The sequence below is a fragment of the Parafrankia sp. FMc2 genome (assembly GCF_041008525.1).
Lineage (GTDB): Bacteria > Actinomycetota > Actinomycetes > Frankiales > Frankiaceae > Parafrankia.
Map to the genome: position 1 here is coordinate 33897 of NZ_JBFLUG010000026.1, position 12493 is coordinate 46389.

The following is a 12493-nucleotide window of genomic DNA, read 5'->3' on the forward strand; positions in this document are numbered from 1 at the left end:
CCTTACGAGCCGAGGAAACCGGAGCGGGCCGCGTCGCCGGCACGGACGAGGCGGGCGAAGTGCCGCCCGGCGGCCCGCCAGGTCTCCGCGACGTCGAAACCGCTGGCGGCGGCGAGTCCGGCGATCCCGTCGACGCCCACTCCGGCCCAGCGCAGCGGGGCGCTGACGAGGCCCGCGGCCGCCAGCCGGGTCCAGTAGGAGCCGGTCGGTGCGCCTGGCGGGTCGAGTTCGACCAGCACGGTGCCGTCCGAGGCCAGCAGCAGGGCGATCCGGTTCAGCAGCCGGCGGGGGTCGCCGCCGATCCCGATGTTGCCGTCGACGAGCAGTGCCTCGCGCCACCGGCCGGCCCCGGGGAGCGGGCCGAAGACGTCGCGGCACAGCGCCGAGGCACCTGACCGCCGGGTCAGGAGGACGGCGAAGGGAGCGATGTCGATGCCGAGGACGGGGATTCCGCGGGCGGCGAGGGCGGCCACGAGACGTCCCGGCCCGCAGCCGACGTCGAGGGCGGGGCCGTGACATCGGGAGAGCACCGACTCGTCGGCGGCCGAGGCCGGGCTCAGCCACTGGTCGACGCGCAGTGCCCGCCACTGCCCGTGCTGCCGGGCGAGGAGCGGGCTGCCCGGTGCACGCAGCGCGGCGTCGTAGACGGCACCCGGCGACGCCACGCCCGCGACCGCGGCCCCGGCTCCCACCCCGGACGATGTCCGGACGCCGGTTCCCACCCCGGCTGCTGCCCGGACGCCGGTGCCGGAGCTGGTGACGGCGGTGTTGTCGGCCCTCATCCTGAGTGCGTCAGACGTGTCTCGTCGTGGGCGCGGAGGCCGGTGGCCTGGAAGGAGCGGGCCAGGGTGGCGAACCGCCCGTCCGGTGCCAGGTTCGCGACCAGCTCCACGTCGGGGGCGGTGTCGACGTCCCGCAGCGCGGGAAGATCCACCACGCGCAGGCCGGCGGCGCCGAGCCGGGCACGTTGCACGGCGCCGGTGTCGGGGCGGGATGTCGCGACTCCCCGGACGAGGCTGCCATCTGCCGCGCGCAGGCCGAGCGCCCACCAGCCGCCGTCGAGCGCCGGGCCGAGGACCGCGTCCGTGCGGAGCAGCGTGCGGCAGGCCGCGGCCAGGGTGTGGGCACGTACCTGCGGGGTGTCCATCCCGATCACCAGGGCCGGTTCGCCGCGGGCGGTGTCGAACGCGGCGGCGAGCCGTTCGTCGAACGGGCCGCCGGCCTGGGCGACGACGGGCAGGTGGGCCGGCAGCCAGTCGCCGGGTGTCCCGTCGAGAACCACCAGGGGACGCACCGGTAGCTCGGGATGGCAGCTCGCGCAGGCCGCCACGACGGCGTCCAGGGTGTCGGCGAGCGCGGCCGCGGCCAGCGCTGACGCCTGTTCTGGCCGGTAGGGGGGCGTCAGGCGGGTCTTCACCCGGCCTGGCCGTGGCTCCTTGGCGATGACGATCAGCGTCACGGGATGCCGCGTCACGGGATGCTCCGCAGCACTGCCGACATGTCCCGCACGGCCCGGGCGGTGCCAAGGGCGGTCCCGGTGACCTTCGAGCGGCCCCGGCGGGGCAGGTACGGGACGTCGACCTCGGCGATGCGCCAGTCGGCGGCGGCGGCCCGGGCGAGCAGCTCCAGCGGATAGCCGAACCGGCGGTCCGCCACGCCGAGGGCGAGCAGGGCCTCGCGCCGGGCGACGCGCATCGGACCGATGTCGCGGACGGGCGCCCCGCAGCGCCGGCGGAGCTGGCGGGCGACGATCGCGTTGCCGGTGCGGGCGTGCAGCGGCCACGCGCCACGCTGCGTGGTCCGGCGCCGGCCGACGACGAGATCGGCCTCGCCGGCGGCGACCGGGCCGACGAGGCGCGGCAGTTCCGTCGGGTCGAGCGAGGCGTCGGCGTCGCAGACGCAGACGAGGGGGGCGCGGGCGGCGAGCAGACCGGCGTGGACGGCCGCCCCGTACCCGCGCATCGGCACCTCGACGACCTGTGCGCCCAGCCCTCGGGCCAGGGCGGCGGAGCCGTCGGTGGAGCCGTTGTCGGCGACGATCGCGCGGTAGCCGGCCGGGATCCGCTCCAGGACCCAGGGCAGGGCGGCGGCCTCGTCCAGACACGGCAGCACGACGTCCACCTGGTGGACAGCGCCGGCGCTCGGCGGCGCCTGACGTTCAGTGAGCATGGTCGGCAGGCTAGTGACGGAACGTGCTGACAGTTCTTACAGAACGGAGACGTCCTCGGCGGCGCGGTCTGCTTATTACGAAGCACGAACGGACACATGGGCGGCCCTCGGCGGGGGCTGTCGGGACGTCTACCGTGGGCGGATGGCCCGGGTGTTGCTCGTCGAGGATGACCCGACCGTCGCGGACGTCGTCGGCCGCTACCTTTCCCACGCCGGCTTCGAGGTGGACCGGGCCGGCGACGGCCACACGGCCCTGGCGCTCGCCGCCGAGTGCCAGCCCGACCTCGTCGTACTTGACCTGATGCTGCCCGGCCTGGACGGGCGGCAGGTCTGTCGCCGGCTGCGGGAACGAAGCGCGGTGCCGATCGTGATGCTGACGGCCCTCGGTGAGGAGGCCGACCGGGTCGCCGGGCTGGAGACGGGCGCCGACGACTACATCACCAAACCCTTCTCCCCGCGCGAGCTGGTGCTGCGGGTCCAGTCGGTGCTGCGCCGCACGCTGGCGCCGCCACCGGCCGGTCGCGGTGTGCTGCGGGCAGGTTCCCTGGTCGTGGACGTCGCCGCCCGGGTGGCCACACGCGGCGGCGAGTCCCTGGCGCTGACGGTGCGGGAGTTCGACCTGCTCGCTTTCCTGATGGCGCACCCGGGTGAGGCGTTCTCCCGGGTGACACTGCTGGAGCGGGTGTGGGGCTGGACCTACGGCGACGCCTCGACCGTGACCGTCCACATCCGCCGGCTGCGTGAGAAGGTCGAGGCGGATCCGACCAGTCCGGCGCTGCTGCTGACGGTCTGGGGCATCGGGTACCGCTTCGAGGCCGGAGTCGGCGCGGGCGGGCTCAGCCCTGGCGATGCCGACAGGAGCGGCGTCAGCGCGGGCGGCGAGCGGCCGTGACGGACCTGCTGCACATCGTCGGGATCGCGCTGGCCTGCTCACTGGTCGCGCCGCTGCTCGTCGCGCCGGCGCTGCGCTGGCTGCGGCGCGCACCGATCCGTGTCTGGGGGGCGGTGCTCGTCCTCGCCGGGGTCGCCGCGATGGCGGCCGGCGTCGCCGGGACGGCCCAGGCGATGTTCCTCTCCGACCATGACCTCGACGTGGTGCTCGTCGTGCTGGCCGTGTCCGCCGTGGCAGCCTCGGCGACGACGGTCTGGCTCGGCCGTCCGCTGGCGCGGGCGTCCACCGCGCTGACGGTGGCCGCGGGTCAGCTGGGCGAGCCCAGCTACGAGCCCGTCCGCCGGCCGCCGCCGACCGCCGAGCTGGCGGCGATAGCCCGGGCGCTGGACGAGTCGCACCGTCGGCTCGCCGCCGCGCGGGAACGGGAGCGGGCGCTGGAGGCGAGCCGACGGGAACTGGTCGCGTGGGTCAGCCACGACCTGCGGACGCCGATCGCGGGCATCCGCGCGACCGCCGAGGCACTCGACGACGGGGTCGTCAGCGACGCCGCCACCGTCGCCCGCTACCACCGGGCGATGGTGCGCAGCTCGGAGCGGCTCTCCAGCCTCGTCGACGACCTGTTCGAGCTGTCGCGGCTGCACGCCGGCTCGCTGGAGCTCACGCTGGAGACGGTGGCACTCAGCGATGTCGTGTCGGACGCGGTCGCCGCCGCGGACCCGCTCGCCCGGGCCAAGGGGGTGCTCCTGCGGGGCGAGGCCGACGACACCACCAAGGTCGACATCGACGTCGCCGAGGTCGGCCGTGTACTGAGCAATCTGCTGGTCAACGCGATCCGGCACACCCCCAGCGACGGGACGGTCGCGGTGACGGCGAACGTGTCGGCGTCACGGGCGGTGGTGTCGGTCGCGGACACCTGCGGCGGCATTCCCGACACGGACATCGACCGCCTCTTCGAGACCGGGTTCCGCGGCGAGCCGGCCCGCACTCCCACCGCGGGCGGGCCGCACGAGCACACCCCGCCCGCGGCCCCCGCCGCCGAGGGAAGCCAGTCAGGTCTCGGGCTGGCGATCGTGCGCGGCATCGTCGAGGCACACGGCGGCGGCGTGACCGTCCACAACATCGACGGCGGCTGCCGGTTCGTCGTCGAGCTTCCCCTCGCCGCCTGAGATCCGGCGGCCGCGGGCCGGGTCGCCGGGCAGCCGGTGCCGCCGGTGCCGCCGGTGCCGCCGGCGCCGCCGCACCGCGCGCAGGATCATGATCGCTGCGGCAGCGGCCCACACGGCCCCGAGCACGAGGGCGAGGTTGCGCCGGTAGGGCAGCGGGTTCGTGGTCGGGTTTCCCGGTGTGCCGCCGTAGCCGAGCCACAGCGGAAGACACATCAGAGCCACGGAAGCCGAGACGATCAGGGCCCCCTGCGCCACGGCCCGGTACGGCGCCGGGACGAACCGGGCGAGGACGAGCCCGACCAGCACGGTCGCCGGCACCAGCACGAGATCGTGCACCAGGACCCCACCGGCCAGCCACCGGGTCGAGTTCGGCAGATTGACCGGTCGCGGGTGGGTGACCAGGCCGGCGAGCCCGTAGCCGAGCGCCGCGAGTCCGGCGCAGACGAGCAGGACCCGCACGACCTGACCGGCCCGCCGCCTGTTGCCACTCAGATCGCCGCTCAGATCGTCGCTCAGGTTGCCGTTCAGGTTGCCGTTCACAGCATCACCACCCGGTGGACCCACTTGGTCTGCAGGACGCCCGGCCGGTTCGGCGCGATCAGCCGGGCCGGGTAGCCGTGCTCGATGTCGAGGAGCTCCCCGTTCAGCCGGGTGGCGAGCAGCGTCAGGTGGTCACGGGCGTGCGGCGGCGCGACCTCGCTCGTGCGATAGCCGCCGCGGGCCTCCAGCGACTCGGCCCGGACGCTCGCGTCGGCCGGGATGCCGGCCCGGTCCAGCAGGTCGCGCAGCTGCACCCCACCCCAGATGGCGTCGGCCGACCAGCCCTCGACGCAGGTGATCGGCAGGCGGGACGTCGCGCGGCCGAGGTCGTGCAGCTCGGCCAGCGTCAGGGTGAACGGGCGCGGGCCGACGACCTCGAGCCGGTACCCGGCGTCCCGGGCGATCCGCACGACACCGGCGGCGGCCGCGGTGCGGTTCACCGGCAGCCCCTGCGGCCCGAGGGTCGGGCCGCGCGGGGAGAGCAGCACGGTGCCGCCGGCGCCGGGCACGAACTGGCCGGCGGTCGACACCGTGATCACACCGGCGGCGGTGCCGACCGCGATGCCGAAGCCGCGCCGGGACAGCCCCTCGCCCGGCGGCTCGGGCTCGCTGACCCGGTCGGTCAGGTGCGCCCGGCTGGCGCGGCGACGTCCCACGTTCGCCCGGACGACGGCCAGCTTGGCGGCGACGTGCACCACCAGCGCGCCGATGGTGATCCAGGCGACCCAGTAGTGGGTCACCGTGAAGAAGAAGCGGAACTGGTACCACTGGGCGATGTTGGCGATCCCGGTCGCGAGCTGGAACAGCGCGCCGGCGATCAGCGGGATGATCGAGATCCGTTCGAGCGCGTGGGCGGCGTTGCGCACCGGCGGCCACTCCCACAGCCGCGGGTAGACCGTCCACAGCTTCGCCAGCAGCAGCGGCACGCAGGCCAGCCCCGCCGCGACGTGCACGCCCTGGGTGAGCCGGTAAAACCACACCGGCCTGGACCACCAGGCGAACTGGCCCGGCGGGTGCTGCATGAAGTGCGACACCAGCCCGGTCAGGAACGCGATCAGGAAGGCCACGCCGAGCCACATGCCCAGCAGCGCCGCGACGCGCGGGTCGTGCAGGCGGCTGGTGAAGGCGTCACCGCGCAGCGGGCCCCGCCGCAGCCGCTCGGGAGGCGGTGGGAAGGGGCGGTCGAGCAGGTTCATGCACGCACGGTAGGCAGGACGTCGGCTTCCCGGACCTGCCCGGCTCATTACGGTCCGCGGAAGCGTCCGCCCGGGTACGGGCCATCTCGGGCTGGTGCCGCCAGGCTGGGGCCTCATGGCGATCCGTCCGCACTCCGAGGCGCTCGCGCCGGCCCCCGACAGACCAGCCGCCGGCCCGGGACCCGTACCGGGCGCCGTGGAGGGACCCGTACCGGGAGCCGGACGGCGGTGGTGGGCTCTCGTCGCGGCGGCCGGCGTCCTCGCCGGTGCGCTCGCGTTGGAGAGCGCGGTCATCGCGCAGCCGGGCCCGCTGCCCGGCCCGCCCGCGGTGCTGTACCTGGCACTCGCCTGGTGGGCGGTGGCCGCGCTCGGGACCTGGCTGCTGGTACGCGCCGGCTCCCGGCGGGCCACGGTCTGGCTGCTGCTCACCGGGGCCGTCGCGGTGCACGTGCTCGCGATCGGAGCGGGCCCGCGGATGAGCGACGACCTGTACCGCTACAGCTGGGACGGCCGGGTCCAGGCCGCCGGGATCGATCCGTACCGCCACCCGACCAGCTCCCCCGAGCTGGCGCATCTGCGGGACGACTGGCTCTGGCCGGACGACGCGGCCTGCGCCGAGATCAACCGCGGCCCGGGCTGCACGAGGCTCAACTACCCGCAGGCGCACACGATCTACCCGCCCGTCGCGCAGGCGTACTTCACCGCGGTCCACTACCTGCCGGGCCCGCCCCGGGAGAACAAGGTCCAGCTCTACGGGGCGCTGGTCTCGCTGGCGCTGACCGCCCTGCTCGTCCGGGTCCTCGCGGCACGTGGGCATCCGGTCGGGTACGCCGCCGCCTACGCCTGGGCGCCGTCCGCCGGGCTCGACGCGGGCATGGACGCCCACGTCGACGTGCTGGCGGCGTTGTTCGCCGTCGGAGCCTGCGCGCTGCTCGCGCGACGTCCGCCCGGCCCGGCCCGGCCCGGCCGGCCGTGGCTGCGCAGGCCCCCGCGGATCGGCGTCGCCGCCGGGGCGTTGCTGGGCGCGGCGGTCGCGGTGAAGCTCTACCCGGCGTTGCTGCTCGTCGCCGCCGCCCGCCGCCGGGCGCTGACAGTCGGGGGCACCGCTGTCGCCGTCGTCGCGCTGTCGTATCTGCCGCATGTGCTCGCCGTCGGCCCAGACGTCGTCGGCTTCCTGCCCAGGTACCTCTCGGTCGAGGGCTACCAGGACGGCCACCGGTTCCTGCTGCTGGGCCTGCTCGGCCTTGCCGGGACGTCCGCCAAGATCGCGGCGGGACTCGTCCTCGCCGGGGTCGTCGTGGCGGTCTGGCGCTCCGATCCGGCCAGGGTCAGCGCGGAGCTCGGCGCGCTCTGGCTGCTGGGCGCGGCCTTCCTGCTCGCCACGCCGGCCCAGCCCTGGTACGGGATACCGCTGGTGGCGCTGGCGGTCCTCGCCCGGCGCCCGGAGTGGCTGGCGGTGGCCGCGGCGCCCTACGTCCTCTACATGGCGCTGTTCACCGATCTCGCGCTCGCCGACCGGATCACCCGCCCCGGCGGCTACGTCGTCGGCGCGCTCGTCGTGCTCGGCGTCAGCATCGCGCGGGTCAGGGTCAGGGGAGGTCGAAGGGGAGCGTCATACCGTCCAGCGCGGCCGGGCACGGGCACGGCCGCGCGGACGTCGACGGCAGCGTCGGGATGACCCGGCACACCAGATCGCGCACCAGTTCGATGTTGCGTTCGAACACCGCGAAGACCTCGGCCTGGCTGACGGCCGAGGCGGCGTCCACGCCCGCGTCGTAGTCGGTGACCAGCGCGATCGTCGTGTAGCAGAGCGCGAGCTCCCGGGCGAGGACGGCCTCCGGATGACCGGTCATGTTGACCAGCGACCAGCCCTGCGCGGCGAACCAGCGGGATTCGGCCCGGGTCGAGAAGCGCGGGCCCTGCACCACGACCATCGTCGCGCCGTCGACCAGCGGCCGGCCGCTGTCGGCGCCGGCCTTGAGCACCGCCGCGCGGCCGGCCGGGCAGTACGGGTCGGCGAAGGAGACGTGCGCCGCGCCGGAGTCGTAGTAGGTCTGCGGCCGCCCCGACGTCCGGTCGACCAGCTGGTCGGGCAGGACGACGGTGCCGGCCGCGAGCTCGGGCCGCAGGCTTCCCACCGCGGCCGGGGCGATCACCTGCCGGACCCCGAGGCTGCGCAGCGCCCACAGGTTCGCCCGGTAGTTGACCGTGTGCGCCGGATGCCGGTGGCCCCGGCCGTGCCGCGGCAGGAACGCGACCGTCCGGCCGCCGACCTCCCCGACCGCGATCACGTCGCTGGGATCCCCGTACGGCGTCGTCACGGCGACGTCCGTCATCCCGTCGAGCAGCGAGTAGAAGCCGCTCCCGCCGATCACACCGATCTCCGCGCCGGTCACATCCGTCTCCCGTCATCGCTGTCCGCCATCCGAGCCGGTTCCGGGATCGCTTGTCGTGGCCCGGCCTTGACGGGATCCGGGCCACACTCGGCCCCCGTCGACGCGGAAGCTACCGACGCCACAGGTTCCTTTCCCGCGCTCCCGGTCATCCGTCCGCGGTTCGTAACACCCAGCCGCGGGGACGCCGTCCCGCCCCGCCCCGCGCCGCGGCCGGCCGGATCCTCGCGGAGGCGCGGGTCTCCCGGGGCGCGGAACGCTGTCGATGTCGGTGCCTCTATTCTTGTCCCAGCTGGGGGTCAGCCACGGCATGGTTGCCATGCCGACGAGGAGGACCCGTGCCCGGCGCACCTTCGGCAGCGACCCGGACGACCCGGACGTCTCCAGCCCCCGTCTCGCGACGCGGTGGGCGGGCCCGCAGGCGCTGGATGGGCGTGGCCGTCGCGGCCGCCGCGGCCGGGGCGGTACTCGCCGGCTGCGGGCCGGTGGGCGACGCTCCGGCCGGCGGGGGGCCGCCGATTCCCGCGACACGGACTCCGGCTCCGGCCACCTCCGCGCCCGCACCCGCACCCGGCGGGAATCCGACGGAGCCGGCGTCGAACCCGACAGGATCGGCCAACCCGAGCGGCTCGGCGAACCCGTCGAATCCGGCGGTCTCCCCCACGGCCACGCCCACCCGGGCGACCACGGGGCCCACCCGACCGCCGAACCCGAACCCGGGGCCGAGCACGGGCACGGGCACGACGCCGCCCCGGCCGCCCGCGGCGGTGACGGCGAAGAAGGGTGCCGCGGTCTGGACGTACGGCGCGGCCGCCCAGGCGCTGACGGATTCGGGGTCGTCCTGGTTCTACAACTGGGGCCCGAAACCCGACAACACTGTTCCGCCGGGCGTGCGTTTCGTGCCCATGATCTGGGGGCCCGGTGCGGTGACACCGGCGACGTTGAACCAGGTCAAGGGATACGGCGACACGCTGCTCACGTTCAACGAGCCGGATCTCGGCGGGCAGGCGGACATGTCGGTGGAGCGTGCGCTGGAGTTGTGGCCGCAGTTGCAGGCAACCGGGATGCGGCTGAGCAGCCCGGCGGTGGCGTGGGGCGCGGCCGACGCGGGTGGCTGGCTTGACCGGTTCATGGCAGGCGCCGCCCAGCGCGGATACCGCGTCGACTTCATCACTCTGCACTGGTACGGCAGCGACTTCGACCCCACCCGGGCCACGGGCCACCTCCGGGACTACGTCCAGAAGACCTTCGAGCGCTACCACCTGCCGATCTGGCTGACCGAGTACGCGCTGATGGACTTCGCGAAGTCGCCGCGGGCCCCCTCGACGGAGCAGCAGGCCGAGTTCATCCGCCAGTCGACGGCGATGCTGGAAAGCCTTCCGTATGTGGAGCGTTACTCCTGGTTCGGGCTGCCGGCGATCGGCGACAGCGTCACCGGCCTGTACGACGCGGCGGGGCGGCCCAATGCCGCCGGCCTCGCCTATCGGGCCGCCGGAGCCCGCTGACCTGCACCGGTTATCCATCTGCCGGGCGGCGGTCGCGGTCAGCTGCCAGCGCCGCTCAGCCGCGCCCGCAGATGGTCACCGAGATCGAAGCGGCGCGGTACCTGCATGAGCTCGGCCGGTGTGGCGACCACCCCGAACGCACGCAGGCGTTCCGCGAGGAAATCCCAGTCCTGCGCCCCGCCGCTGTCCTCGACCGCGGCGAGGTGTGGCGGCAGCGGGTGGTCGTCGTCGGCCCAGTCCGGCAACAGCACCAGGTAGGCCATGCGCTCGATCTCCTCGGTCGTCAGCTCGGCCAGGAGCTCGTCGGAGGTCGCGGCGCCGCGCGAGGTGCCCCAGCCCCGGTCATCCAGGAGGGTGATCTCCCGGCCGTCCGAAAGCTCGGCGAGTTCGTGCACCCTGACGGCGAGACCGCTGCGTTCGTCGAGGTGGCTGTCCGGCGAGTCGAGGTGGCTGTCCGGCGAGGAGCTCGGCGGCGGCGCGAGGCCCGGCCTCGCGGCCGGATCCGGAGCCGGTCCCCGCGACGGAGTCGAGATCGTGCCGGTCGCATCAAGGTCGCACCAGATACGGATTCTCACGACAGCGACGGGGCTCACGGAACCATCATGGCAAGGCCCGACCCTGGTGACGGCTCTCCGCGGCCGGGCCAACGGATGCCTCAGATCGCACAAGCCGGGGTGGCCCCGGCAAGATCCTGCTGGTCGTTGGCCGCGGCGGACGACAGCTCGACGGCACGGGCCAGCACCCGAAGGGCGGCGATGTTCACCTACCGGCAGACGGCAATCACCACATCTGCCGAGAAAGAGTGGTCTTCGGCCGGTACCCGACCGTGCCCCCTGGGAACGACGGTACCGCCCGGCAATGGAACTACCGCGGCAGTCGCCGACCTGGCGAGAGCCCAGGCAGCCTCGACTCGGGTGGGCCGGTTGCCACCCTGTCGTGGTCAGGCCTGGTGCGGCCTTATGGGACTTTTCGTGCGGAAGGCCGCGAGCCCGGTCCCAACACGGGCTCGCGGCAATCCGTCAAGGTCTAGAGAGGCTGCACCTGGGCGGCCTGCGGGCCCTTCTGGCCCTGCTCGATGTTGAAGGAGACGCGCTGACCCTCTTCGAGAGACTTGTAGCCGTCTCCGACGATCGAGGAGAAGTGGGCAAAGACGTCGGGGCCTCCGCCGTCAACCGTGATGAAGCCGAAGCCCTTCTCGGCGTTGAACCACTTGACAGTACCTTCGGACACGTTCTTTCCTCGTTCCCCTGCTGCGGCACACCCGCGTGGTGTCCCGGCGTTACGCCGACGATCGCGATTGGCGATCGTCGTGATGCCATCCTGTACTGGTGACCGGCGGCACCAAGGAGAAGAGCAACGGGACTACCGTACACCCCCCGGTCACGGGTGCCAGGCGGGAGCACGCTGCCTCCGTGTTCCGCCCACCGCGCCGGGAACCGGGCGATCGCCGGGGCGGGTCTGCGCGGGATGCTCCGCGGCGCCGCCCTGCTGCCCCGCCGTACGATGGGGCCATGACGGCCGGCGATCTGTGGACAACCGCGGACATCGCTCGACGACTGTCGATCTCGGTCGAGCGGGCCCGGCGGCTGTGTGCCCGCGACGGTTTCCCCCGGCCCATCCAGTCCGAGCCGCACTTCGACCGGTGGCGGGCACACGACATCGAAGCCTGGCTGCTCGAGGGCGGCACTGACCCCTCGCGGTAGGGCCGTGGCGGTGAGCCCGTCTGGCGATGGGCTGGCCTGCCCCGGCGGCGCCGCGCGTGGGCAGCTCGTCAGCGCTTGGCGAACAGGTGCGGGGGTGGCGGGCCGAAACGCCCGCGAAGGAAGTCGAGGAGGCCGCGCAGGCGCCCCTCCACGTTCCAGTAGGGCCCGCGCCGGGCCGGCACGACCGCGCCCGACGCCAGGTGCCACAGCGCGATACAGAGCCGGATGAACACGTGGTAGCGGCCGGAGTGCTCCCGCACGAGGAGCAGCGTGTTGCGCAGCTGCAGGTAGTCGATCGACGCCGAGGCCGAGCCGACCGACGGGTTCCGGACCATCGCACCCCGCACAAGCCCGGACTCCCAGCCGGCGGCCGTCGCCCGCAGCGCGAGGTCCGCCTCCTCGCAGTAGGCGAAGTAACGCTCGTCGAAAATCCCGACCTCGTCGAGGCAGGCACGCCGGGCGAGCATCAGCGTCCCGTGTGGGTGGCCGACCGGCTCCCATCCCTGCTCGACGCGTGCCGGGACGAGGATCCCGCCGAAGTAGGGGTCGATGACCGGTGTCGCGCCGTCGCCGACGTCCGCGCAGGCCAGCCCCGCGCGCGGGTGCTCGGCGAGCACGCTCAGCATGTTGCTCAGACAGGTCGGCTCGGGCAGCGCGTCGTGCGGCGCGAGCACCACCCATTCGCCCGCCTCGCCGTCGGCGAGGAACCGGCGGTAGCCGATGTTGGCCGCGGGGCCGAAGCCCAGGTTGCCGCCGGCCAGCACGACCGCCACATCGGTGGCCTCGACCGCCGGCACGGCCGCCGAGCCGTTGTCGACGACCGTGATCGTGACGGGGACGTCCTGGGCGCGGAAGGCGTCGATCGTGTCGACGAGGCGCGCCGGCTGGTTGCGGTGAACGATGACGACCGGGAGAGGCTGCACAGATCA

The 12493-nt window shown here is 74.1% G+C and carries 14 protein-coding genes; 5 read left to right on the forward strand and 9 right to left on the reverse strand.

The genetic code is table 11. From position 1 onward, the window contains the following. Positions 1–2: 2 nt before the first annotated feature. Genes AB1460_RS12040 through AB1460_RS12050 form a run of 3 tightly spaced genes read right to left on the reverse strand, consistent with a single transcriptional unit; the run spans position 3 to position 2169 of the window. Positions 3–782: a methyltransferase domain-containing protein gene (locus tag AB1460_RS12040; protein ID WP_368961128.1), complete on the reverse strand. Its 780-nt coding sequence runs from the start codon at positions 780–782 to the stop codon at positions 3–5. Beyond that, on the reverse strand, positions 779–1474 hold the full coding sequence (locus tag AB1460_RS12045) for a TIGR04282 family arsenosugar biosynthesis glycosyltransferase (protein ID WP_368961130.1): 696 nt from the start codon (positions 1472–1474) through the stop codon (positions 779–781). Before AB1460_RS12045 ends, AB1460_RS12040 begins: the two co-directional genes overlap by 4 nt. Then, positions 1471–2169, reverse strand: coding sequence for a glycosyltransferase family 2 protein (locus AB1460_RS12050; RefSeq protein ID WP_368961131.1), 699 nt, complete (start codon positions 2167–2169; stop codon positions 1471–1473). Before AB1460_RS12050 ends, AB1460_RS12045 begins: the two co-directional genes overlap by 4 nt. Positions 2170–2311: 142 nt before the next feature. On the opposite strand from AB1460_RS12050, the gene AB1460_RS12055 reads away from it, so the two are divergent. Both AB1460_RS12055 and AB1460_RS12060 read left to right on the forward strand, forming a co-directional pair. After that, on the forward strand, positions 2312–3061 hold the full coding sequence (locus tag AB1460_RS12055) for a response regulator transcription factor (protein WP_368961132.1): 750 nt from the start codon (positions 2312–2314) through the stop codon (positions 3059–3061). After that, positions 3058–4227, forward strand: a complete 1170-nt coding sequence (locus AB1460_RS12060; protein ID WP_368961134.1) for a sensor histidine kinase — start codon at positions 3058–3060, stop codon at positions 4225–4227. Before AB1460_RS12055 ends, AB1460_RS12060 begins: the two co-directional genes overlap by 4 nt. On the opposite strand, the gene AB1460_RS12065 is transcribed toward AB1460_RS12060, so the two are convergent. Both AB1460_RS12065 and AB1460_RS12070 read right to left on the reverse strand, forming a co-directional pair. Beyond that, positions 4111–4767 (reverse strand): hypothetical protein, encoded by a 657-nt coding sequence (locus tag AB1460_RS12065; RefSeq protein ID WP_368961136.1) that lies wholly within the window; start codon positions 4765–4767, stop codon positions 4111–4113. The genes AB1460_RS12060 and AB1460_RS12065 overlap by 117 nt on opposite strands. Beyond that, on the reverse strand, positions 4764–5963 hold the full coding sequence (locus tag AB1460_RS12070; protein WP_368961138.1) for a molybdopterin-dependent oxidoreductase: 1200 nt from the start codon (positions 5961–5963) through the stop codon (positions 4764–4766). The genes AB1460_RS12065 and AB1460_RS12070 overlap by 4 nt, the downstream gene beginning before the upstream one ends. Before the next feature lie 115 nt (positions 5964–6078). Between AB1460_RS12070 and AB1460_RS12075 the strand changes: the two genes are divergently transcribed. Next, on the forward strand, positions 6079–7641 hold the full coding sequence (locus AB1460_RS12075; protein WP_368961140.1) for a glycosyltransferase 87 family protein: 1563 nt from the start codon (positions 6079–6081) through the stop codon (positions 7639–7641). Here the strand turns inward: AB1460_RS12075 and AB1460_RS12080 are convergent. After that, complete coding sequence (locus AB1460_RS12080) at positions 7553–8299, reverse strand: S-methyl-5'-thioadenosine phosphorylase (protein WP_368961175.1); 747 nt, start codon at positions 8297–8299, stop codon at positions 7553–7555. The two genes, AB1460_RS12075 and AB1460_RS12080, sit on opposite strands and share 89 nt — an antisense overlap. 395 nt (positions 8300–8694) lie before the next feature. On the opposite strand from AB1460_RS12080, the gene AB1460_RS12085 reads away from it, so the two are divergent. After that, on the forward strand, positions 8695–9861 hold the full coding sequence (locus AB1460_RS12085; RefSeq protein WP_368961141.1) for a glycoside hydrolase family protein: 1167 nt from the start codon (positions 8695–8697) through the stop codon (positions 9859–9861). Positions 9862–9899: 38 nt separating this feature from the next. Here AB1460_RS12085 and AB1460_RS12090 read toward each other — a convergent pair whose 3' ends face one another. Together AB1460_RS12090 and AB1460_RS12095 are read right to left on the reverse strand one after the other, a co-directional pair. After that, positions 9900–10454, reverse strand: a complete 555-nt coding sequence (locus AB1460_RS12090; RefSeq protein WP_368961142.1) for a hypothetical protein — start codon at positions 10452–10454, stop codon at positions 9900–9902. A 433-nt stretch (positions 10455–10887) separates the two neighbouring features. Next, positions 10888–11091, reverse strand: coding sequence for a cold-shock protein (locus AB1460_RS12095; RefSeq protein ID WP_018638894.1), 204 nt, complete (start codon positions 11089–11091; stop codon positions 10888–10890). 281 nt (positions 11092–11372) lie between these two features. On the opposite strand from AB1460_RS12095, the gene AB1460_RS12100 reads away from it, so the two are divergent. Continuing rightward, entirely contained in the window at positions 11373–11564 is a 192-nt protein-coding gene (locus AB1460_RS12100; RefSeq protein WP_368961143.1) for a helix-turn-helix transcriptional regulator, read from the forward strand. 68 nt (positions 11565–11632) lie between these two features. Here AB1460_RS12100 and AB1460_RS12105 read toward each other — a convergent pair whose 3' ends face one another. Beyond that, the gene (locus AB1460_RS12105; protein ID WP_368961144.1) at positions 11633–12487 is read right to left on the reverse strand and encodes a glycosyltransferase; all 855 of its coding nucleotides are present in this window, start codon (positions 12485–12487) and stop codon (positions 11633–11635) included. Between the last annotated feature and the right edge of the window lie 6 nt (positions 12488–12493).

What these genes read in the sequence shown, in the direction of transcription:
- AB1460_RS12055 (WP_368961132.1), top strand. Translation starts at nt 2,312, where the DNA reads ATGGCCCGGGTGTTGCTCGTCGAGGATGACCCGACCGTCGCGGACGTC.
- AB1460_RS12100 (WP_368961143.1), top strand. Translation starts at nt 11,373, where the DNA reads ATGACGGCCGGCGATCTGTGGACAACCGCGGACATCGCTCGACGACTG.
- AB1460_RS12050 (WP_368961131.1), bottom strand. Translation starts at nt 2,169, where the DNA reads ATGCTCACTGAACGTCAGGCGCCGCCGAGCGCCGGCGCTGTCCACCAG.
- AB1460_RS12070 (WP_368961138.1), bottom strand. Translation starts at nt 5,963, where the DNA reads ATGAACCTGCTCGACCGCCCCTTCCCACCGCCTCCCGAGCGGCTGCGG.
- AB1460_RS12040 (WP_368961128.1), bottom strand. Translation starts at nt 782, where the DNA reads ATGAGGGCCGACAACACCGCCGTCACCAGCTCCGGCACCGGCGTCCGG.
- AB1460_RS12080 (WP_368961175.1), bottom strand. Translation starts at nt 8,299, where the DNA reads ATGACGGACGTCGCCGTGACGACGCCGTACGGGGATCCCAGCGACGTG.
- AB1460_RS12075 (WP_368961140.1), top strand. Translation starts at nt 6,079, where the DNA reads ATGGCGATCCGTCCGCACTCCGAGGCGCTCGCGCCGGCCCCCGACAGA.